Annotated in this window: 17 protein-coding genes; 11 read left to right on the top strand and 6 right to left on the bottom strand. The window is 72.7% G+C overall.

Annotation, left to right across the window (positions count from 1 at the left end):
- Nucleotides 1–30 precede the first annotated feature (30 nt).
- The 3 genes from IM770_RS04405 to IM770_RS04395 are packed head-to-tail and all read right to left on the bottom strand — an operon-like array spanning nt 31 to nt 3,301.
- A complete protein-coding gene (locus tag IM770_RS04405) occupies nt 31–957 on the bottom strand; it encodes a carbohydrate ABC transporter permease (protein WP_203579929.1) in 927 nt (308 codons plus the stop codon).
- The gene (locus tag IM770_RS04400; RefSeq protein WP_203579928.1) at nt 954–1,916 is read right to left on the bottom strand and encodes a carbohydrate ABC transporter permease; all 963 of its coding nucleotides are present in this window, start codon (nt 1,914–1,916) and stop codon (nt 954–956) included. The genes IM770_RS04405 and IM770_RS04400 overlap by 4 nt, the downstream gene beginning before the upstream one ends.
- Entirely contained in the window at nt 1,913–3,301 is a 1,389-nt protein-coding gene (locus IM770_RS04395; RefSeq protein WP_203579927.1) for an ABC transporter substrate-binding protein, read from the bottom strand. The genes IM770_RS04400 and IM770_RS04395 overlap by 4 nt, the downstream gene beginning before the upstream one ends.
- A 195-nt stretch (nt 3,302–3,496) precedes the next feature.
- On the opposite strand from IM770_RS04395, the gene IM770_RS04390 reads away from it, so the two are divergent.
- Together IM770_RS04390 and IM770_RS04385 are read left to right on the top strand one after the other, a co-directional pair.
- Nucleotides 3,497–4,519 (top strand): hydroxyacid dehydrogenase, encoded by a 1,023-nt coding sequence (locus tag IM770_RS04390; protein WP_239065787.1) that lies wholly within the window; start codon nt 3,497–3,499, stop codon nt 4,517–4,519.
- An 82-nt stretch (nt 4,520–4,601) separates the two neighbouring features.
- Entirely contained in the window at nt 4,602–5,663 is a 1,062-nt protein-coding gene (locus IM770_RS04385; protein ID WP_203579926.1) for a LacI family DNA-binding transcriptional regulator, read from the top strand.
- Between the two features lie 79 nt (nt 5,664–5,742).
- On the opposite strand, the gene IM770_RS04380 is transcribed toward IM770_RS04385, so the two are convergent.
- Nucleotides 5,743–8,052, bottom strand: coding sequence for a beta-L-arabinofuranosidase domain-containing protein (locus tag IM770_RS04380; protein WP_203579925.1), 2,310 nt, complete (start codon nt 8,050–8,052; stop codon nt 5,743–5,745).
- Between the two features lie 116 nt (nt 8,053–8,168).
- Between IM770_RS04380 and IM770_RS04375 the strand changes: the two genes are divergently transcribed.
- The 7 genes from IM770_RS04375 to IM770_RS04345 all read left to right on the top strand — a co-directional run bounded on the left by IM770_RS04375 (nt 8,169) and on the right by IM770_RS04345 (nt 16,560).
- Nucleotides 8,169–9,194, top strand: coding sequence for a LacI family DNA-binding transcriptional regulator (locus IM770_RS04375; protein WP_239065811.1), 1,026 nt, complete (start codon nt 8,169–8,171; stop codon nt 9,192–9,194).
- 75 nt (nt 9,195–9,269) lie between these two features.
- Nucleotides 9,270–10,283, top strand: coding sequence for a LacI family DNA-binding transcriptional regulator (locus IM770_RS04370; RefSeq protein WP_203579923.1), 1,014 nt, complete (start codon nt 9,270–9,272; stop codon nt 10,281–10,283).
- A 216-nt stretch (nt 10,284–10,499) separates the two neighbouring features.
- Nucleotides 10,500–11,906, top strand: coding sequence for a Gfo/Idh/MocA family oxidoreductase (locus IM770_RS04365; protein ID WP_203579922.1), 1,407 nt, complete (start codon nt 10,500–10,502; stop codon nt 11,904–11,906).
- Complete coding sequence (locus tag IM770_RS04360) at nt 11,903–12,892, top strand: NAD-dependent epimerase/dehydratase family protein (RefSeq protein WP_203579921.1); 990 nt, start codon at nt 11,903–11,905, stop codon at nt 12,890–12,892. Before IM770_RS04365 ends, IM770_RS04360 begins: the two co-directional genes overlap by 4 nt.
- Complete coding sequence (locus IM770_RS04355) at nt 12,889–13,788, top strand: 5-dehydro-4-deoxyglucarate dehydratase (protein WP_203579920.1); 900 nt, start codon at nt 12,889–12,891, stop codon at nt 13,786–13,788. The genes IM770_RS04360 and IM770_RS04355 overlap by 4 nt, the downstream gene beginning before the upstream one ends.
- Complete coding sequence (locus tag IM770_RS04350; RefSeq protein WP_203579919.1) at nt 13,788–14,939, top strand: mandelate racemase/muconate lactonizing enzyme family protein; 1,152 nt, start codon at nt 13,788–13,790, stop codon at nt 14,937–14,939. Before IM770_RS04355 ends, IM770_RS04350 begins: the two co-directional genes overlap by 1 nt.
- A gap of 154 nt (nt 14,940–15,093) precedes the next feature.
- Nucleotides 15,094–16,560, top strand: coding sequence for an aldehyde dehydrogenase (NADP(+)) (locus tag IM770_RS04345; protein WP_203579918.1), 1,467 nt, complete (start codon nt 15,094–15,096; stop codon nt 16,558–16,560).
- A gap of 405 nt (nt 16,561–16,965) precedes the next feature.
- Here the strand turns inward: IM770_RS04345 and IM770_RS04340 are convergent, their stop codons facing one another.
- Nucleotides 16,966–18,093, bottom strand: coding sequence for a glycerate kinase (locus IM770_RS04340; protein WP_203579917.1), 1,128 nt, complete (start codon nt 18,091–18,093; stop codon nt 16,966–16,968).
- Between the two features lie 108 nt (nt 18,094–18,201).
- Here IM770_RS04340 and IM770_RS04335 point away from each other — a divergent pair, with 108 nt between their 5' ends.
- Together IM770_RS04335 and galE are read left to right on the top strand one after the other, a co-directional pair.
- The gene (locus IM770_RS04335; RefSeq protein ID WP_203579916.1) at nt 18,202–18,912 is read left to right on the top strand and encodes a ThuA domain-containing protein; all 711 of its coding nucleotides are present in this window, start codon (nt 18,202–18,204) and stop codon (nt 18,910–18,912) included.
- A 210-nt stretch (nt 18,913–19,122) separates the two neighbouring features.
- The gene (galE, locus tag IM770_RS04330) at nt 19,123–20,109 is read left to right on the top strand and encodes a UDP-glucose 4-epimerase GalE (protein WP_203579915.1); all 987 of its coding nucleotides are present in this window, start codon (nt 19,123–19,125) and stop codon (nt 20,107–20,109) included.
- A gap of 781 nt (nt 20,110–20,890) precedes the next feature.
- Here galE and IM770_RS04325 read toward each other — a convergent pair.
- Nucleotides 20,891–21,886 carry a LacI family DNA-binding transcriptional regulator gene (locus IM770_RS04325; RefSeq protein WP_239065785.1) on the bottom strand — a complete coding sequence of 332 codons (996 nt, stop codon included), beginning with the start codon at nt 21,884–21,886 and terminating at the stop codon, nt 20,891–20,893.
- Nucleotides 21,887–21,927 lie beyond the last annotated feature (41 nt).

Genomic DNA, 21,927 nt, shown 5'->3' with positions numbered 1-21,927 from the left:
TCTTTCGGGTATCGGGTGCGTGGAAGCGGCTCAGCCCTTGAGGCCGGTGAAGCCGATGCCTCGCACGATGGAGCGCTGGAAGACCAGGAAGAGGAGGATCGGCGGGATGCTGGCGATCAGCAGGCCCGAGATGAGGTAGGCGGGGTTGGTCGCCTGAGCCAGGCGCGGCAGCGCGACCGCAAGCGGCTGCGACTCCGGGTCGGTCAGCACGATCAGCGGCCAGAGGAACTCCTTCCACGCGGTCATGATGGACAGCAGCGACACGACCGCGAGGATCGGCTTCGACATGGGCAGCACGATCCGCCAGAAGATCGTGAACCACCCCGCACCATCCACCTGCGCCGCTTCGAAGAGCTCGCGCGGGATCTCATCGAAGAACTGCTTCACGAGGAGGATCGTGAAGGCGTTCGCGCCGGCGGGTAGCCACACCGCCCAGGGTGTGTCGGCGATCCCGAATCCCAGCAGCGGCAGGTCCAGAACCGTGAGGTACAGGGCGATGAGCGTGACCGTGCCCGGCACGAAGAGCGTGAGCAGGAACGCACCGTAGACGTAACGGCCGTACCACGGGCGGATCACCGAGAGCGCGAACCCCGCCGTCGCCGACACCAGCAGTTGGACCACCCATGACCCGAGCACGAGGATCACGGTGTTGGCGAGGTAGTGCCCGATGTCGAGCACCGACCAGGCGGTGCTGATGTTCTCCCACACCGCCGGCTGAGGGATGAGGCTCAGCGGCCGGTTCACCAGATCGATGGGCTCCGAGATCGAGGCGCGCAGCATCCACACCAGCGGGATGGCACCGAAGCCGACGAGCCCGGCGAACAGCACCAGGTGCATGAGCCGCCACCCCGTGGCTGTACGCGGTCGGTGCCAGTCGAAGGGAGAGAGGATGCCGCGGCCGGCCGCCGCCTCGGTCCGCCGGCGAGGACGGCTGGTGGTGCGAGCGAGCGCGCTCATCGGGTGCTCCAGGTTCGAGTGAGTCGCAGGTAGATGGCGGAGACGATGACGAGGACGATTGCCAGGAGCACGCTGAGCGCGGTCGCGACACCGTAGTTCCCGAAAAGGAATGCGTAGCGGTACACCATCAGCATCACCGTCACCGTCGCGTTGGCGGGGCCGCCGTCGGTCATGACGTACGGCTCGGTGAAGACCTGGATCGCTCCGATGATCTGCAGCAGGAGCAGGATGAGGATCACGCCTCGCATCTGCGGGAGTGTGATGTGCCACACGCGCCGCCAGACGGACGCGCCGTCGAGCTCCGCTGCCTCGTAGAGCTCGGTGCTCACCCCGGTCAGCGCGGCCAGATAGATGAGGATCGCGGTGCCCGCCCCCGACCATGTGGCGACGATGACGAGGCTCGGCATGGCGAGTTCCGGCGATTGCAGCCACGGAAGCGGTCCGAGCCCGAAGATGCCGAGCACGCTGTTGACGACGCCGGACTCCCCGGGCGCGAAGAACACCTTCCACAGCAGCACGGCGACCACGGGCGGGATCACGACGGGAAGGTAGGCGAGTACGCGCGCCGCAGTTCCGCCCCGCCGCAGCTCCGACATGAGCACCGCGCACACCAGCGGAACGGGCAGGCCGATCGCGAGGGAGAGCAGCGTGAACCACAGCGTGTTCCACGCCGCCGTGGGCAGCAGCGGGTCGGCGAAGAGGATCTCGAAGTTGCGCCAGCCGACCCATTCCGCAGGCTCCACCAGGTTCGTCTTCTGGAAGGCGAGGAGCAGGCTCTGCGCGATCGGCCACCACGCGAAGTAGGCGAAGACGAGCAGCGCCGGCAGCAGGAACACCAGCCCGGCCAGCGCTGCCCGATGACGCACGGACAGCCCGCGACGGGTACGGCGGGCGGGCTCGCCGGGCCGGGTGGCACGGTCCCGGACCGTGCCACCCGGACGCTCAGGAGCGATCGTCATTCGGCGTACTGCGCCAGGATCGTGTTCACTCGGTCGCCGGCATCGGCGAGGAGGGCGTCGATGTCGGCGTTCTCATCCGTGAGCACGGCCTGCACGATCGGGTCCAGTGCGGCGTAGATCTCCTGTGACGCCACGACGGGCTCGGGAACGTACTCGAACGAGGAGAGCGACGCGACGTACGGGTCGAAGTTCTCGACCGGCACGTTGACGAACGGCTCGATCGCGTCGCGGTAGGCGGCGTACGTCTCCTCGTCGAAGATCGGCAGCACGGGCACCCCGACGGGGACACCGTCGGCGGCCGCGGCCTCGGCTGTCGCCGCCGCGAACTCCGGATCGTAGTTCGGCCGCAGCGCGCGGTACTCGATCCACTTGACCGCAGCCTCCTTCTCGGCCTGCGTCGCGTCCGCGCTCACCATGAGGACGGTCGCGCCGGCGAGCGTGGCGTCTGCACCCCCCTGCGGCATCGGGCCGGCTCCGAACGCGTCGGGGTCTCCCCCCTGCGCGATGTAGTTCGGGTACACGTCCGGCGGAGCCGAGACCCACATGCCCACGTTCCCCGCGGTGAAGTCGGCGACGAGGTCCTCCTGCTTGCCGAGCACGTTGTCGCCCAGGGAGTCGTCCTCCCAGCGCATCTGCTGCCACAGCTCCATCACGTCACGGGACGCGTCGTCATCGAAGGCGGCCGACCACGACCCGTCCGAGCCCTGCTCGATCATCGTCCCGCCGTTGCTGTAGGTGTACCCCGTCAGGTGCCAGCCGCCGGAGTTGTTGGTGCTGATCTCGCCGAAGCCGGTCTTGCCCGTCGCGTCGGCGATCTGCTTCGCGTACTCGCGCACCTCCTCCCACGTGGTCGGAGGCGAGTCGGGGTCGAGCCCTGCCTGCTCGAAGAGGTCACGGTTGTAGACCAGTCCGAACGCGTAGCTCTTCTCGGGGATGCCGTAGACGGCGCCGTCGCGCTCGAGGAATTGCATGATGCGGGGGTTGAGGTTCTCGAACCCCTCGATCTCGGCCACGACGTCCGCGAGGTCGGCGACCTGTCCTCGCTCGATGAGCGCGGGAGGCTCGGTGAGCGGAATGCGCAGGAGCGTCGGCGCGCTCCCGCCCGCGAGCCGCGTGGCGAAGGTCTTGGCGTCCCACGGCACATCCGAGGCCTCGATCGTGATGTGCGGGTTCGCCTTCTCGAAGTCCTCGACCATGCTCTCGAACAGCGCGACTGCCGCGGTGTTGGTGGCGGCGGGCTTGCCCATGATCGTGATGGTGACGTCCTCCGGGGCGTCATCGTCGCTCGATACGGGTTCGCCCGAGGTGGTGCTGCACGCCGCGGTGCCGGCGAGGAGCGGGACGGTGATGAGGGCGGCGACGAGCCGACGTGTTCGCTGGTGCATGTTTCCTCCGAGAGAGCTGTGCGGCACAGCCGCGGGTTCCGCGCGGACGGTGGGATCGGAGGTTCCGGTCACACGGCGTCGTGCGTCCTGGCCAGTATGAGCATGAAGTTCACATCTCGCAAGCCTTTTTCAAATTATTTAAACCATCTGGTTTCTAAGTTGTGCATTTCATCGCGATTGTGATCTGATGCGGTCATGGCAATGACGTCCACCCGCCCGCACGCCCTCGTCGCGATGGGGGCCGACGCTTTCGCGGATCTGTTCGATCCGCCGCGGCTGTCGACGCTGCGCGCCACCGCCACGATCGACGATCCGCTGCGGGTCGACGACCTCACCGCGCCGCAGACCCTCCCCCGCCTGCGCGAGGCCGAGATCCTGATCACCGGATGGGGCGGCCCTCGCCTCGGGCCGGAGCTGCTGAGCATGGCGCCGCGGCTGCGTGCCGTGCTGCACGCCGGCGGTTCGGTCAAGGGGCACGTCAGCCCCGCTTTCTGGGAAGCGGGGGTCCTCGTCACCAGCGCCGCGGACGCGAACGCGGTCCCGGTCGCGGAGTACACGCTCGCGATGATCCTGCTCGAGGCCAAGCGCGCGCCGAGCTACATCGAGGGATACGCGCGCAGCAGAGACGTCGCCGGAGCGTGGCGTCGCGACATCCCTCCCGCGCTCGGCTTCGGCGGCACCGTCGGCATCGTGGGGCTGTCGCGGGTGGGCCGGCGCGTCGCCGACCTGCTGCGACCGTTCGATCTGCGCGTTCTGGTCGCGGACCCGCTCCAGGACGAGCGCAGCGCCGCGCTCGCCGGGGCGCGTCTGACCTCTCTCGACGACCTGCTCGCAGAGAGCGACATCGTCACGCTGCACGCCCCGGAGCTGCCAGAGACGCGCCACCTCATCGACGCCCGCCGCATGGCCCTGCTGCGCCCCCACAGTGTGATCATCAACACGGCGCGCGGATCGCTCGTGGACACCGAGGCGCTCATCGCGCGCTGCCGCACCGGCACGCTGCGCGCCATCCTCGACGTGACCGACCCCGAGCCGCTGCCGTCGCATTCGCCGCTCTTCACGACTCCCGGAGTCGTCATGAGTCCCCATATCGCGGGAGCGATGCACGCCGAGACGCACCGCCTCGCCGACGCGGTCCTCGAGGAGCTCCGGCGCGTCGCGCAGGGTCAGCCGCCGCGGCATCGGATCGATCGAGCCAGCCTCGGTTTCATCGCATGAGCAGTTCTGACTCATTCTGAGAATCCTGTCCTTTCTCGTGAAGAACGTTAGTGTGAGTCCGGCACCGACAGGAGGGGCGCACATGCTGGCAGCGGAACGTCGCGCGCGGATCCTGGAACTCGCGCGTCAGGACGGCGCGGTGAGCATCTCTCGCCTGACGGCCGACCTGGGCGTGTCGCACGTCACGGTGCGACGGGACCTCGATGCTCTGGTCGCCGAGAACGTCCTCGACAAGGTGCGGGGTGGCGCGATGCTGCCGACCGGCCAGAGCGCTCCCAGCCGCACGTCGTCGGTGACCATCGGCGTCGTCGTGCCGACCTCGTACTACTACCGCTACGTGGTCGAAGGCGTCGGCGAAGCGCTCGAGGGCATCGGCGACATCAAGCTGGTCATCTCGGAGTACGACCTCGGGGTCGAGTACCGACTTGTCCGAGAGCTCGCCGACGCCGGCGTGGACGGTCTTCTCTGGGTGCCCACCGTGTCGGAGGTGAACCAGATGCCGGAGTTCGACGAGTTCGTCGGAGGCGTGGGGGTACCGCTCGTCTTCGTCGAGCGCGAGACGCCGGGCGGCGGCCTCGGCACGGTCTCATCGGTGCGGTCCGCCCACGAGCGCGGCGTCGTGAGCGCTCTGCGACACCTGCGCGAGCTGGGCCACCGGCGCCTGGTGATGGTCAGCCGAGGCGCCTCACAGAGTGCGGAATTCGTGCGTCGGGGCTGGCGCGACGCGATGGGACGGCTCGGCTTCGACGAGGAGAGCACGATCCTGGGGCCGGTCGAACTCGGCGCCGGTCCCACGTGGGAGCGGGGAAGCGCCGATGTCGTCCTGGATGCGGTCGAGCGACTCGGCGCGACCGCCGTGTTCAGCCACGGCGACGAGAACTCGCTGTTCGGGCTCGTTCAGAACGCGCGTGCGCGGGGACTGACGGTGCCCGACCGCCTCTCGATCGTCGCCTACGACGACGACGTGTCGGCCCACGCGGATCCGCCCATCACCGCGGTCGCACCGGATCGCCGACGCGTGGGGGTGCACGCGGTCGAACTGCTCCTCGATCTGATCGAGAACGGCGACGTCGAGCCGCCGCTCCAACTCCAGGTGGACCCGCGCCTGATCGTGCGCGCGTCGACGGCGCCGCCGCCCGTCTGAGCACGAGGCGCGGACGGCACCGGCGATCACGTGATCGCCCGAACGAGACCCGGCGCCTCCTGGCCGAAGGCGCGCCGGCTCAGCGGTCGGAGGCGGCGGCGAGCGCGCGCAGCTCGCGCAGGCGCGGCGTGACCGAGCCCGCCGCCTCGATGCGCACCGGCAGCTCGACGGCGCCCGCGGCCGCGGCGAGGGCGACCTCGCGCTCGGTGTCGCCGGCGCCGGCCGGCACGGCCTCGTCGAGCACGACCGTGTCGCCGACGAGCACGCGCACGCGGGCCGGCTCGTCGCCGCCGAGCCAGGCCAGGCGCAGCGCGTCGGCCGTGCCGCTCCAGTCCCGGAGGGTCAGCGTGATGATGCCGCGCGTGCGACGCCAGCGCACATCGCCGCGGGCGCCGATCTCCTCGTCCGAGGCCGCGAGACCGTGGTCCGACTCGGGCTGCTGCTCGCCGAAGGCCACGACGTCTCGCGTGCGCGCCTCGAGCCCGAGCGACGCGGCATCGCTGCGTTCGAGCTCAGCGCGGCGGGCGGCGGCGGCTGCGGCATCCGTCTCCGCGGCCAGCGGCCACGAGACCGTGTAGCGGGCGTCGTGGATGGCGGCGAACGGCTCGAGATCGACGCTGCCGCCGTCGGCGGTGGGCACGCGCAGCCGGCCCGGCGCCTCGCGCACCGCATGCTCGAGCGCGTCGGGCTCGAGCACGGGCGTATCGGCGAGCGGCCGCAGCGGACCGACCGCGATGTGGCCCATGCGTGCGCCGTTGCCGCGATAGGCGACGGCGTCATCGGGCAGGCGCTGGGCGAGCACGTCGGGGCCGTCGACGATCCATGCCCACCCCGAGCCGTCGGCGGGGCGCTCGAAGCGGAGGCGCCGCGGGAGCGTCAGCCGGACGACCGACACACCCTCGCTGACGTCCACCCGCACGCGGGTGGCGGGCGCCGCGGCCACGGGCGCGGCATCCGTCTCACCGTCCGTCTGCACCCCGACGGACGCATGCCCGTCGACCCAGTCCGGAATCAGCACGGCCAGGCGCATCGGCCGTGGCGCCCGAATCTCGATCGCGGCGTCGATCACCGCGGGATCGGTCCGGTCGTCCACCGTCACGGCGAGCCGTGCACCGTCGAGCTCGGCGTGCGAGGGCACCAGGGCGTTGATGCGCACCTCACCCGCGTGCTCCGCGAAGACGAGCGCGCCATGTCGCGCCTGCGCCTCGAACCCCGAGCCCATGCAGCACCAGAAGCCCTCCGCCTCCGGCGAGTAGACCCGGTAGTGCGCCGGCCGCTGCGGGGTGAAGTAGACCAGGCCGCCGTGCACGGGGTGCTGCGCCGAGCGCAGGTGGTTGGCGCGCGCCCGCTCGGCCCAGAGCAGATACGCATCGTCGTCGGTGAGCGCGTGCAGCTCGGCGGCGAGCTTGACCATGTTGTGCGTGTTACAGGTCTCGGGGCCTTCGCGGGCGATGAACATGCTCGCGAAGTCGGAGGGGAAGTGCTCGCGCACGCTGTCGCCGCCGGTCGCGGCGCTGCGGTGCCGGGCGACGCGGTCGAAGAAGACGCGCGCGGCCGCGCCCTCGCGCGCCTCGATCTCGGGGAGCAGCTCGGGCGCGAGCGCGCGGGCGGCGCGCTCGATCGTCGCGAAGCCGACCGCGACCGGGATCTGGGTGTTCGCGTGCAGCCCATCGAGCTCGTCGCGGCCCGCCGCGAGCGGCTCGACCAGACCGCGGCGAGCGAAGCGCCGTGCCAAGCGCAGGTACGCGGCGTCGTCCAGCACCAGCGCGGCACGGGCGAAGGCCTCGGTCATGCCGCCGAACTCGCACTCGAGGATGCGCTCGAAGGCCGCCTCGTCGAGCTCGGCCGTCGTGCGCAGCCACCAGTCACCGAGGTCGGCCAGGGTCTCGCGGGCGACCGGATCGTCGGTGAGCTCCACCGCGTCGACGAGCCCCGCGAGGATCTTGTGGAGGTTGTACAGGGGCACCCACCGGCCGTTGAGGTGGAAGGCGCCGGCGTCGATCCGGCCCGCCCGCAGCTCGTCCCACAGCGCCTCGCCGTCGGGCACGCCACCGACGTAGCCGGTGCCGCGTGCGAGCTGGCATTCACGGATGCCGCGCACGAGCGTCTGCGCGATCGCGGCGGCGGCGGCATCTCCGGCCGCCGCGAGCGTGCTCACGGACGACAGCACGTGCCCGGCGGTGTGCCCGTCGAGCCCGTCGGCCTCCCAGCCGCCGTACGTCTCGGCGCGTGCCGGGAGGCCCGCCTCGCGGCGGAACGGCGCCAGCAGACGGTCGAGGTCGAGGCGCTTCAGCGTCGCACTCACGGTGCGCTGGGCATCGAGGTCGACGCCCTCGGCCAGGCGCACGCGGGCACCGGGCACGAAGCGCGGCTCTGCGGTGGTGGGCACGGCTCTCCTTCGAGAAGGCACGGGACGCATCCCCGGAGGGAGCGAAGGGAGGGAAACCGTTTCCCAATCTATCGCCCGAACCGGACACAGGCTCTAGACTCTCGCCTGTGAGCGACATGATCGCGCCTACCCGAGGCGCCGCCACCCTTCACGATGTCGCGCGCGAGGCCGGAGTCTCGCTCGCCACGGCGTCGCGGGTGCTCAACGGCTCGACGCGGAAGGTGGCCGAGAGCTATCGCGAACGCGTCGAGGCCGCCGCCGAGAAGCTCGGCTACACGGCCAACCTGTCGGCCCAGGCAACCGCGCGCGGCACCGCCGCGATCGTCGCACTGCTGGTCGCCGACATCGCGGACCCCTACTTCGGTCAGCTCGCCTCGGGCGTCGCGCGCGGCGCCGACGAAGCCGGCCTGGTCGTCACGATCGCCATCACCGAGCGCGACCCGCAGCGCGAGGTCAAACTCGTGCGCGCACTGCGCGGGCAGCGCCCACGCGGCCTCATCCTCGCCGCCTCGCGCGTCGAAGGCCCCGACGCGGTCGGCCTCCAGGGCGAGCTCGATGCGTTCTCGAACATGGGCGGCCGCATCGTGGTGGTCGGCCCGGGCGGCGGGGCGGCGCGCTCGGTCGCCGTGGACAACCGCGGCGGCGCGGCCGCGCTCGGCGCCGAGCTGGCGGGCATCGGCTACCGCGATGCGATCGTGGTCGCGGCATCCGAGGGCATCCGCACGTCCGATGACCGCGTCGAGGGCTTCACCGAGGGCTTCCGCTCGGCGGGCGGCACGGTGCGCGAGGTCCGCCGCGGCGGCTTCACCCGCGACGCCGGGTACGCGACGGCCAGCGAGCTGCTCGAGGGCGACGTGCCCGCCGGCACGCTGATCTTCGGCATCAGCGATGTCGTGGCGATCGGCATCATGTCGGCCGTCCGCGACGCCGGGCGCCAGGTGGGCCCCGACATCGCGGTCGCCGGGTTCGACGACATCGCCACCGGTCGCGACATCCGTCCCGGCCTCACCACCGTGCGCGTGCCGTTGGAGGAACTCGGCTATCGCGCGCTGCACGCGGCCACGGATCCGGAATGGGATGCCGCCGAGCCGGCGCTTCCGCTCGAGGTCATCGTCCGCGGCAGCACTCCCCCTCGCGGCTGACGGAGCGGCTGCCTGCTCCCGGGCGGGGAAACGTTTCCGGCTAGGCTGAGCGCGCCGCTACGCAAGGAGACACGGATGCCTCGACCGCCCCGCGCCGACCGCGACTCGCGCGTCACGATCGCCGACGTCGCCGCGCGTGCGGGCGTCTCGCTCTCGACCGTGTCGCGCGCGCTAAACGGCAATCCGACCGTGGATCCCGCCCTCGCCGAGCGGGTGAAGGATGCCGCGGCTGCACTCGACTACACCGCGAGCCCGCTCGCCCGCAGCCTCGTGCTCGGCCGCACGCAGACGGTCGCCGTCATCGTGCCCGACCTCGGCAACCCCACGTTCCAGGCGATCCTTCGCGGGCTCAGCCGCGCGGCCGCCGCCGACGACTACCACGTGCTCGTCGCCGACTCGGCGGAATCGGTCGAGGAGGAGCGCGTGCTCGCGGGCACCACCCGCCGCCGCACGGACGGCGTGATCCTGTGCGCGCCCCGCCTCCCACAGGACGAGCTCGACCGCCTCGTGGGCGGGCTGCGCCCGGTGGTGCTCATCAACCGCGCCGCCGGTGAGGTTCCGTTCGTGCGCGCCGACTACCGCACCGCGCTGGCGGCCGAGCTGGCCCACCTCCACGAGCTCGGGCACCGGCGCGTCGTGTTCCTCGCCGGCGCCCCGGGCAGTGTGGCGAACGCCGCACGTCTCGAGGCGATCGCGGCGTTCGTCGCGGAGCACGGCGACACCACGGTGACCGAGATCCCGTGCGGCGTCGACTTCGAGGCCGGCGCCGCCGCCGGCGACGCGGTGCTCGGCTCCGGCGCGACCGCCGCGCTGGCCTTCAACGACCTCGTGGCGATGGGACTCCTGAGTGCCGTGCAGGCGAAGGGATGCCGCGTCCCCGACGACCTCTCGATCGTCGGCTTCGACGACATCCCGTTCGCCCGGTACACGACGCCTCCGCTCACGACCGCGGCCGTCCCGGCGGCGGAGCTCGGCGCCGAGGCCTGGGCGCGCATGCGGGGACTGCTCGAGGGCGAGGAGCCGGGCGAGCCGCTCACGCTCCTCCCCGAGGTGACCGTCCGCGGCACGACCGGCCCCGCCGCCCGCTGACCCTCGGACGGCAGGCCCAGGCACATTCCCTGGAACCACAGCCGGTTCGGGCGACAACCCGCGAGCCAAGTCATTTGCGACGAGACCGAGGACGCCGCCGCGTGTCTCGGCGCAAACGCCTTGTCTCCGCGCGCCCGGCTTTCGGCGAACTGACGCCACGCGGCCCGACGCGTGCACCGCGTGCTATCCTGAGAAAACGTTTCCTGAAGGAGTGAGATGAGCCACCGCCGGTACGCCCTCGTGGGGGCCGGGCACCGCGCCCAGATGTACGTCGACGCGATCATCGGGCGCTACGCCGACGACGCCGCGCTCGTGGCGATCTGCGAGCCGAACCCGGTCCGCGCGCAGTACTACGTCGACCGCGTGGTCGCCGCCGGGTTCCCGGCGCCGGCCGTCTACGGTCCGGACGACCTGGAGTCGATGATCCGCGAGGAGCAGGTCGACCGCGTGGTGATCTGCGCGCGCGACGACCTGCACGCGCCGCTGATCGTGCGGTCGCTGGATGCCGGGGCCGACGTGGTCGTCGAGAAGCCGCTGACCATCGACGGGCCGAGCGCCGCGGCGATCGAGGACGCGATCGACCGCACCGGCCGCGAGGTCGTCATCACCTTCAACTACCGCTACTCGCCGCGCAACTCGGCGCTGCGCCAGGTGATCCAGGACGGCGTCATCGGCGAGGTGACCTCGGTCGACTTCTCGTGGGTGCTCGACACCAAGCACGGCGCGGACTACTTCCGCCGCTGGCACCGCGAGAAGGAGCACTCGGGCGGACTCCTGGTGCACAAGGCGAGCCACCATTTCGACCTCGTCAACTGGTGGATCCGGTCCGCACCCCGCCGCGTGTACGCGTCGGGCGCCCTGCGCTTCTACGGCGCCGACAACGCGGCGGCGCGCGGCATCGAGAACCGTCCGGCCCGCGGCACGCACGACGACGCCGACGCGTTCGAACTCGACCTGCGCGCCGACGAGCGCCTGAAGGCGCTGTACCTCGACGCCGAGCAGCACGACGGCTACGTGCGCGACCGCGACGTGTTCGGCGAGGGGATCACGATCGAGGACAACCTCGCGCTCGTGGTCGACTACCTCTCGGGCGCCACGCTGAGCTACTCGCTCAACGCCCACTCGCCGTGGGAGGGCTACCGCGTCGCGGTCAACGGCACGCTCGGCCGCGCCGAGCTCGAGGTCGTCGAGCGCGGGGCCGTGCTCGCCGACGAGGGCCTGCACCCGGTGCTCGACCCGTCGGCGGTCGACGCCGGCTCGTCGGGCTCGCTGCGTCCCGAGGGCGAGCGCCTCATCGTGCAGCGCCACTGGGAGGCCGCCTACGAGGTGCCGATCGTCAACGGCGAAGGCGGCCACGGCGGCGGCGACGCGCTCCTGCTCGCCGACGTGTTCGAGGGCCCCGGTGACGACCCGCTGGCGCGGCCCGCCGACTGGCGCGACGGCGTCCGCTCCATCGCGGTCGGCATCGCCGGCAACCTCTCGCTCGAGACCGGCCTGCCGGTGCAGGTCGCCGATCTCGGCATCCGCTTCCTCACGGCCGACGCGGCCGCCGTGTCCGCTGCCGCCAACGCGGCCGCCGCCACCGCCGACGCCCGGGCCGACGCCGCGGGCGTACGAGCATGACGCGCATCGCCGTCACCGGCGGCGCCGGACGCCTCGGTCGCAGCCTCGTCGCGGGGCTCGCCGCCGCGGGCCACGAGCTCGTATCGCTGGACCGCGCGGTCTCCGACGCGTCTGAGCTGATCGACGTCGAGCAGATCGCTGTGGACCTGACGGAGGCGGATGCCGCAACCCGCGCGATCTCCGACTCCCGGGCCGACGCGCTCATCCACCTCGCCGCGATCGCGGTGCCGTTCAGCGCCCCCGAGGACGTCATCCTCCGCACGAACGCCGCACTGGCGCTCAACGTGCTGTCAGCGGGCGTCGCTGCCGGCATCCCCAAGATCGTGACGGCGTCGAGCCCGACCGTCCTCGGCTATGGCGCGCCGACGGGCTGGCTGCCGGAGCGGCTTCCCCTCGATGAGGAGTCGACGCCCCGCCCCTGGAACGCGTACGCACTGTCGAAGCACCTGGCCGAGCAGACCATCGCGATGCTCGCGCGGCAGACCGGCGACGCGACCCGGTTCGCGGCGTTCCGCCCCTGCTACGTGATCGCTCCGGAGGAATGGCGCGGCGCACCGACCCAGCAGGGCCATACCGTCGTCGAGCGTCTCGCCGACCCCGCCCTCTCGGCACCCGCGCTCTTCAACTACGTCGACGCCCGCGATGTCGCGACGTTCGTCGACACGCTGCTGCTGGCCCTTCCCGAGATCCCCAACGCCGAGGTGTTCTTCGTCGGCGCCGACGACGCGCTCGCCCGCCGACCGCTCGCCGAGCTGCTGCCGCAGTTCGTTCCGGGCACCGAGCTGCTCGCGGCGGAATTGACCGGCACCGCCCCGGCGTTCTCCAACGCGAAGGCACGCCGCGTGCTCGGCTGGCGTCCCGCCCACACGTGGCGCGGCGAGCTCGGCGACGCTTCGACCGGCTCAGCGACCGACACAGGCTCAGCGACCGACGCAGGCTCAGCGATCCCCTCCCCCGACCTCGCCCGAAAGGACGTGCTGGCGTGAACTTCGACGGCATCCTCTTCTTCCCCGTCACCCCCTTCGACGCCGAGGGCCGCGTCGACGAAGACCTGCTGCGGCAGCACGTCGACACGACTCTCGCGCACGCGCCCGGCGGCGTGTTCCCCGCGTGCGGCACCGGTGAGTTCCACGCCCTCTCGACCGAGGAGGCGACCCGCGTCGTGCAGGTCGCGACCGAGACCGTCGCCGGCCGGGTGCCGGTCGTGGCCGGCACCGGCGGCCCGCTCGGCCACGCCGTCACCCTCGCTCGGGCAGCGGCGGACGCCGGCGCCGACGCGCTGCTCGTCCTGCCGCCGTACCTGGTCGGCGGTCCGCAGGCGGGACTCGTCGCCTACGTCGAGGCGGTGGCCGCGGCATCCGATCTTCCCGTCGTCATCTATCACCGCGGCACCGCGCAGTACTCGGTCGACTCGGTGCGGCGCCTCGCCGGCAACTCGAAGGTGGTCGGCTTCAAGGACGGCGTCGGCGACGTGGGCCTGGCGCAGCAGATCGTGCGCGCCGTCGCGACCGAGGGCCGCGAGGACTTCGCCTTCTTCAACGGCCTGCTCACCGCGGAGCTCACGCAGGGCGCGTACCGCGGCATCGGCATCCCGCTGTACTCGTCGGCCGCGTTCGCGATGATCCCCGAGGTGGCGAACGCCTACTACCGCGCCTATGTCGACGGCGACGAGGGCCGCCGCGCCGAGCTGCTCGACGGCTTCTACTCGCCGCTCGTGCAGCTGCGCGACGAGACCCCCGGCTTCGGCGTCTCGCTCATCAAGGCCGGCCTGCGCCTCGGCGGACTGCCGGTCGGCTCGGTGCGCGCGCCGCTCGTCGACCCGACGCCGGCGCAGGAGGCGCGTCTGGCCGAGATCCTCGAGGCGGGGCGAGCGCTGCTGTGATGACGGATGCCGGTGGTGCGGCGGCGTCGAAGGCGGTGCCCGCCGGGGCGGCGTTCGACGGCGCCCCGACGATCGCCGCGTTCGACTCGCGGCTGGTCCGGGTGCCGCTCACGCGGCCCTGGGCCGCGGACGTGACCTCGGTCGGCGTGATCGCGACGCACGTCGTGCGCTCGGACGGCGCCGAGGGCTGGGGCTTCTCGTGGACCCCGCAGATCGGGGCCGAGGCGGTGCACGCACTGCTGGCGAACGACATCACCGCGTTCGCGATCGGCCGCCCGGCCGACCCCGGATCGGAGTCGCTGGCGCTCTGGCAGCACCTCCACGAGGCCGGCGGGGGCGGCGTCACGACGATCGCGATGGCGGGCCTGAACCTCGCCCTGTGGGACGCCGCCGTCCGCGCCGCGGGCACGTCGCTCACCGGATTCCTCGGCGCGCAGCGCGACAGCGTCCAGGCCTACGGCTCGGGGGTGAACCTGCACTACACGCAGGACGAGCTGGTCGCCCAGGTGCGGCGCTGGGTCGACGCCGGCTTCGACGCCGTGAAGGTGAAGGTCGGCAAGCCCGACGTCGCCGAGGACCTCGACCGCATGCGCGCGGTGCGGGAGGTGCTCGGCCCCGATCGCGCGCTCATGATCGACGCGAACCAGCGGTGGGAGCTCGACCGCGCCACGCGCTCGCTCGAGGTGCTCGCCGACGTGTCGCCCGCGTGGATCGAAGAGCCGCTGCGCGCCGACGACCTGTACGGGCACGGCGAACTCGCGAAGCGCCTCGCCGCGTCGAGCGGCATCCCCATCGCCGTCGGCGAGAACCTCCACAACGTCTACCGCTTCGACGACTTCCTGCGCACCGGCGCCGCCCAGATCGTGCAGCCCAATGTCGTGCGGGTGGGCGGGATCACGCCGTTCCTCGGCATCGCGGCGATCGCGGCCGAGTACGGCGCCGCGGTGCACCCCCACCTGCTTCCCGAACTGTCGGGCCAGCTCGCACTGTGCCTGCGTGCGGTTCCCGGCGTTCCGGCCCCGATGGCCGAGGACGTGGAGGATGCTGGTTACGGAGCCCTCGGCGCCCTTCTCGACCCGTCGCCGGTGCGCATCGCCGATGGCACACTGACCGACACCGACCACGCTGGGCTCGGCATGCGCTTCTCATGACCCACTCACTCCCTGCTCGCCTGTCGCGATCGGTCGCCCCGAGCGGCAGATCGCGACGGGCGAGCGAAGACGGCCTCGGCTCCCCTGTCACGAATGGTCGCTCCGCGCGGCAGAGTGCGACAGCCGAGCGGATGCCGCGACGAAAGGATCTCCGATGACCACCGCCACCACGACCACCACGACCGGCGTCGAGCTCGACGCCCTCGCCGCGGCCGCCGCTGCCGCCGCACCGATCTGGCGGGCAGCTGATGCCGCGACCCGCGCCTCGTGGCTGCGCGCGGCCGCCGACGCGCTCGACGCCCACGTCGACGAGCTCGTCACGATCGCCGACGAGGAGACCCGCCTCGGCGAGACGCGCCTGCGCGGCGAGGTCGGCCGGACCACCGGGCAGCTGCGGCTCTTCGCCGCGGTCGTCGAGGAGGGCTCGTATCTCGAGCTCACGGTCGACGACGCCGATCCGTCGGCCGCGCCCCCGCGCCCTGACCTGCGTCGCATGCTCGTCGGCGTCGGTCCGGTCGCCGTCTTCTCGGCCTCGAACTTCCCGTTCGCGTTCTCCGTCGCGGGCGGCGACACCGCGTCGGCCCTCGCCGCCGGCAACCCGGTCATCGTGAAGGCGCACTCGGGTCACCCCCGCCTGTCGGAGCGCACCGCCGCGATCGTGGCCTCCGCGCTCGTCGAGGCGGGCGCCCCCGAGGGGTCGCTCGCGCTCGTTGAGGGCCGCGAGGCGGGCAACGCGCTCGTGCAGCATCCCGTCATCCAGGCGGCCGGCTTCACCGGATCGCTCGGCGGCGGACGCGCCCTGTTCGACCTCGCGTCGGGCCGCCCCGACCCCATCCCCTTCTACGGCGAACTGGGCTCGGTGAACCCGGTGGTGATCACCGATGCCGCGGTCGCCGCCCGCGGCGAGTCGCTCGCGCAGGGCCTCGTCGGATCGTTCACGCTCGGCGTCGGCCAGTTCTGCACCAAGCCCGGTGTCGTGTTCGTGCCCGCGGGCGCGGGCTTCGAGGATCTCGTCGCGGGCTTCGCCGCCGGTGCTTCCGGTGGACCGCTCCTCACCGACCGCATCACCGAGGCGTTCCCGGCGGGCATCGAGCACCTCGAGGCCGATCCCTCGGTCGGCGTGGTCGCCCAGGGTCTTCCGGCCGAGCAGGGGTCGGCGCAGCCGATCGTGCTGTCGACGGATGGCGCAGCCGTCGCCGCGCGCCCCGAGACCCTTCTCGAGGAGTGCTTCGGACCGGTGACGCTGCTGGTCCGTTACTCGTCGGCCGAGGAGCTGCACGCCGCACTCGAAGCGGTCCCCGGCTCGCTCACGGCGACGCTGCACTCCGAGGCCTCCGACGACGTCGCCGCGGTGCTCGAGGTGCTGACCCGCAAGGCCGGCCGCGTGCTCTTCGCCGGGTGGCCGACCGGCGTCGCCGTCACGTGGTCGCAGCAGCACGGCGGACCCTGGCCCGCGACCACCTCGCTGCACACCTCGGTCGGCGCGACCGCGATCCGCCGCTTCCTGCGGCCCGTGGTCTTCCAGGACGCCCCCGAAGCACTCCTGCCCGAGGTGCTCCGCGACGACGCGCTCGCGCGCCTGCCGCACCGCCGCAACGGGGTGCTCCACACCGGGCGCTGACGCCCCGGCGCGATCGCCCCCTTCGCCGAGACAAGCTGGTTCCGCCGAGACCCAGGACGTCGCCCTGGGTTTCGGCGGAAACGTCCTGTTTCGGCGAACCCGGCCACCGCTCCCGGTCGTTGAACGGAGGGCGCTCTGGCGCCCGCAGACGAAACGCCTCGAGCCGGCGCGGCCCCTCACCGAGACGAGCTGGTTCCGCCGAGACAAGCTGTTTCGGCGAACCCGGTCACCGCTCCCGGTCGTTGAGCGGAGGGCGCTCTGGCGCCCGCAGACGAAACGCCTCGAGCCGGCGCGCCCCGGGCCGAGTCAAGCTGGTTCCGCCGAGACCCATGACGTCGCCCTGGGTTTCGGCGGAGACGCCCTGCTTCGGCGAATCCCGCCTGCGCCGGGCGCGGCGCGCCGGCGTCAGCGGGTGCCGAACTCCCGCGCGAGCTGCGCGCCGGCCTCGACGAGCCAGCGCGCGGTCTCGGCCATCGCGGCCGCGCCCGACCCCGCGAGGTCGGTGAGCGAGGCCGTCGCGACGAAGCCCGAGACGTCGGCGTCCGCGGCGATGCGGCCCGCGACGAGCGCCACGGGCACGCCGGCGGCCGCGGCCACCGCGCCGACGTGTGCCGGAACCTTGCCGGCGGCGGACTGCCCGTCGTACGACCCCTCGCCGGTGAGGACGACGGATGCCGCGGCCACGGCGGCATCGAGTCCCACGAGCTCCGCCACCGCGGCCGAGCCGGGCACGAGGCGAGCGCCCCACGCCAGCAGGCCGAAGCCCGTGCCGCCCGCAGCGCCCGCGCCCGCGGCATCCGTGTCGGCCTCCAGCAACGCGGCCAGCCGCGCGAGCGCGGCGTCGAGCACCGGCACGTCGTCGACGCCCGCCCCCTTCTGAGGGCCGAAGACGGCCGCCGCCCCGCGGGCTCCGAGCAGCGGATTGGTCACGTCGCTCAGCACGGTGACGCCGCCGGGCGGCAGCGGCACGAGCCCCGACAGGTCGGCTGCGGCCACGGCCCCGAGCCCGCGCGCACCGTCGGCGATAGGCCGGCCGGCGGCATCCGTGAATCGTGCGCCCAGCGCGGTGAGCATGCCGGCGCCGCCGTCGGTCGACGAGCTCGACCCGATGCCGAGCACGAGCCGCGATACGCCGTGGTCGAGGGCCGCGGCGATGGCCTCGCCGAAGCCGCGGGTGTGCGCGTCGAAGGGCCGCAGGCGCGGCGGCGTCCCGAGCAGCTCGATGCCGCTGGTGCTTGCGAGCTCGACGACGGCGGTGCCGTCCGCCGCGTCGGGCGTCGGCGGCAGCAGGACCCAGGATGCCGCGACCGGCGTCCCCTCCGGTCCCGTCACGGTGACCGGCATGCGGCGCGCTCCCGGCACCGCGGCGGCGAACGCGTCGACCGTGCCTTCGCCGCCGTCGGCCATGGGCATGAGGCGGACGCGATCGTCGGGGCGCTCGCGGATCCAGCCCGCGGCGAGTGCGTCGGCGGCCGACGCGGCGCCGATCGTGCCCTTGAACGAATCGGGGGCGATCACGACGGTGTGTGCCATGGCGTCATTCTCCTCGGGCGTGCACGATCGGACGTCAGCGCCTGCGCTCCGATGCCCGTTCCGGCGACATTCGTGCGGGAAAGCGTTATCCTGCACATCATGGTATCCATGGACCGACCGGAAACCGAGCCCGCCGCCGAGAACGCACCCCTGCGGCCTCGCGCCGTCATCGCCACGGGCACGGGCCGGTACGCCGACCCGTGGCATCCGTATCCCGCGACATCGGCGCGCATCGCCGCCGCACTCCGGGCCGACGGGTGGGACGTCACGGTCGATGACGCCGTGGACCACGCCCTCGCCGGCCTCGACGGCGTCCACCTGCTGGTCGTCAACGCCGGCGACCCCTGGCGCGAGGGCGGTGTCGAGCTCGAGCATCGCGCCGACCCGTCCGCCGACGCCGGGCTGCGCGCGGCCATCGACCGGGGCATCGGGCTCGTCGCCGTGCACGCGGCCCTGTCGAGCCTGCGCGACTACCCCGCGTGGCGCGAGGCGATCGGCGGCGAGTGGGCGCCGGGCGTCTCGTGGCACCCGCCCATCGGCGACGCGCGGGTGCGGGTCGTCGACGCGGAGCACCCTGTGAGCGAGCGGATGCCGCATCTCGACGTCTTCGACGAGCGCTACAGCGACCTCGTGGTCGATGACGCCGTGCGGGTGCTCGCCGTGCACGATGTCGAGGGCGACGAGCACCCCGCCGTGTGGATCACCGAGGAGCCGACACGCGCAGTCGTCTCGTCGCTCGGCCACGACGAGCGCGCCTACGACACACCCGCGCACGTGGCTCTGCTGCAGCGCGCGGCGCGCTGGGCAGCGCGCGTCTGACAGTCGGGTCCGCGCAGCGGCGTGCACAACGTCGGAGGTTTTGCACGACACGCCGATAACGGATGCCGCCGCGCGGCGTGTCCGCCAGAACCTCCGATTCTGTGCACGCGGCTGAGGCGACGTCGGGGCGGGGCGGATCCCCGCGACGAGGCAGAATGGATCGCGGCGCCGCTCGGCGACCACCCCCTCGCCCCCGACCGACGGAGTGACATGTCCTGGCTCGTGACCGGAGGCGCCGGCTACATCGGCGCCCACATCGTCCGCGCACTCGCCGAGGCGGGCCTGGCGCCCGTCGTGATCGACGACCTCTCGAGCGGGCACGCGAGCTTCGTCCCCGAGGGCGTGCCGTTCGTCCAGGGTTCGATCCTCGACGCCGACCTCGTCGAGCGGACCCTCCGCGAGCACGAGGTGGTCGGCGTCATCCACCTCGCCGGCTTCAAGTACGCCGGCGTCTCGGTGCAGCGCCCGCTGCACACCTACGCGCAGAACGTCGAGGGCACGCGCGCCCTCCTCGCCGCGATGGACGCCGCGGGCGTCGCGAACCTGGTGTTCTCGTCGTCGGCCGCCGTCTACGGCACGCCCGACGTGCCGCTGGTGACCGAGGATCTGCCGAAGCGCCCGGCCTCGCCCTACGGCGAGTCCAAGCTCATCGGCGAATGGCTGATCCGCGATCAGGCCGTCGCGACCGCCGAGTCGGAGCGTCCGCTCCGCCACACGGCGCTGCGCTACTTCAACGTCGTCGGTTCGGGGGACCCGTCGGTCTACGACAGCAGCCCGCACAACCTGTTCCCCCTCGTGTTCGAGGCACTCCTGGCAGGCAAGACACCGCGGATCAACGGCGACGACTACGACACCCCTGACGGCACGAACGTCCGCGACTACGTGCACGTCGCCGACATCGCCGCGGCTCACGTCGCCGCCGCCCAGCGTCTGCTCGCGGGCGAGCCGATCGAGCCCGCCTACAACCTGGGCTCGCAGAACGGCCTGAGCGTGCGCGAGATCATGGACGCGATGGCCCGCGTCACGGGCATCGACTTCACGCCCGAGATCGCGCCGCGCCGCGCCGGCGATCCCGACCGCATCGTCGCGACCGGCGAGCTCGCCGCCCGCGACCTCGACTGGAAGAACCGCTACACCGTGGACGAGATGGTCCGCTCCGGCTGGGAGGCCCGCCAGGCCGCGACCCCCGCTCGTTGAGCGGCGGGCGCCCGAGCGCCCGCAGACGAAACGCCTCGAACCTGCGATCTGCGCCGGGTGCGGGGCGTTTCGTCTCGCTCGTTCCTCGCTCGCTCAACGGCCGGTGGAATGACCTGGTTCCCGGTCGTTGAGCGGAGGGCGCCCCAGTGCCCGCAGACGAAACGCCTCGAACCCGCCGGCCTGCGCCGGGTGCGGGGCGTTTCGTCTCGCTCGTTCCTCGCTCGCTCAACGGCCGGTGGGATGGCCGGATTTCCCGGTCCGACGCCCTCGGCGAAACGCCTCGCACCCGGCGGTCTGCGCCGGGTGCGGGCGTTTCGTCTCGCTCGCTCGACGACCGGTGGCATGACCCGGTTCCCGGTCGTTGAGCGGAGGGCGCCCCAGCGCCCGCAGACGAAACGCCTCGAACCTGGTGATCTGCGCCGGGTCCGGGGCGTTTCGTCTCGCTCGTTCCTCGCTCGCTCAACGGCCGGTGGAATGACCCGGTTCCCGGTCGTTGAGCGGAGGGCGCCCCAGTGCCCGCAGACGAAACGCCTCGAACCTGCGATCTGCGCCGGGTGCGGGGCGTTTCGTCTCGCTCGTTCCTCGCTCGCTCAACGGCCGGTGGGGTGACCTGGTTCGCCGCCCCAGCGCCCGCAGACGAAACGCCCTCAACCCACCGGTCTGCGCCGGGTGGGGGCGTTTCGTCTCGCTCGTTCCTCGCTCGATCAGCGGCCGGTGGGGTGGCCGATTCCCACGGTCCAGCGCCCGCAGCCGAGAAGCCTGAGCGTCCGGACCGGGGGGGTCAGCGTCGCCGCGGGCCGGTGCTCTCGCGCACGACGAGGCGTGTCGGCACGGTCTCGAACGCGGCGGGCGCGTCGGCCTCGATGCCGTCGACGAGCGCGGCGATGGCGCGGGATCCGAGGGCGTCGAAGTCCTGGTGCACCGTGGTGAGCGGCGGACGGTAGTCGGCGGCATCCGCGACGTCGTCGAACCCGACCACGCTCACATCGCCGGGCACCGACCGACCTGTTTCGGCGACCGCCCGGAGCACCCCGAGCGCCATCTGATCGTTCGCGGCGAAGACGGCGGTCGCGCCGGCTTCGACGAGAGCGGATGCCGCGGCGAAGCCCGACGCCGACGTCCAATCCCCGCGCACCGCAGCGGGAACGGGCGCGCCCGCCCCGGCGAGCGCCTCACGCCAGCCGCGCTCGCGCTCGGCCGCGGCGAACGAGCCCTCGGGACCGGCGAGGTGATGCACCGAGGCGTGTCCGAGCGCGAGCAGGTGCTCGACCGCGAGGCGTGCTCCGGCGGCATGCTCGGTCTCGACGACACCGAATCGGGCATCGCGCGGGGAGTCGACGACGACCAGGCGCAGCCCCGCGGCGGGCAGGTCCGCTTCGCGCACGCGCTCGGTCGCCTCGTTCAGCACGATCGCGCCGTCGACCCCCTGCTCGGCGAGCCGCTCGAACGCGGCGGCGACCTCGCCGTCAGCCCCGAGCGTCACGACCGTGAGCGCGTAGCCGCGTGCGGCCGCGGCATCCGTCACCGCCTGCAGCATGCGGGAGTTGCCCACCGACGCGAGCGTCGACACCACGAGCCCGATGGTCTGGGTGCGGCCGGTCCGCAGCGCGCGGGCGGCGCGGTGCGGGCGGTAGCCGAGTGCGGCCATGGCGGCCTCGACGCGCGAGCGGGTTGCGGGGTCCACGCGCGGACTGGCGTTGACGACTCGCGACACGGTCTGACCCGAGACGCCGGCGCGCGCGGCGACATCGGCCATCGACACCCGCCTCGCCGACATCGCCCCACCTTTCGACGGACGCCGACAATCCGGCCGGGCAT

This window comes from Microbacterium hibisci (genome assembly GCF_015278255.1).
GTDB lineage: Bacteria > Actinomycetota > Actinomycetes > Actinomycetales > Microbacteriaceae > Microbacterium > Microbacterium hibisci.
The sequence above is the reverse complement of the archived record's forward strand: the minus strand, read 5'-3'. Positions and strand labels throughout refer to the sequence as shown.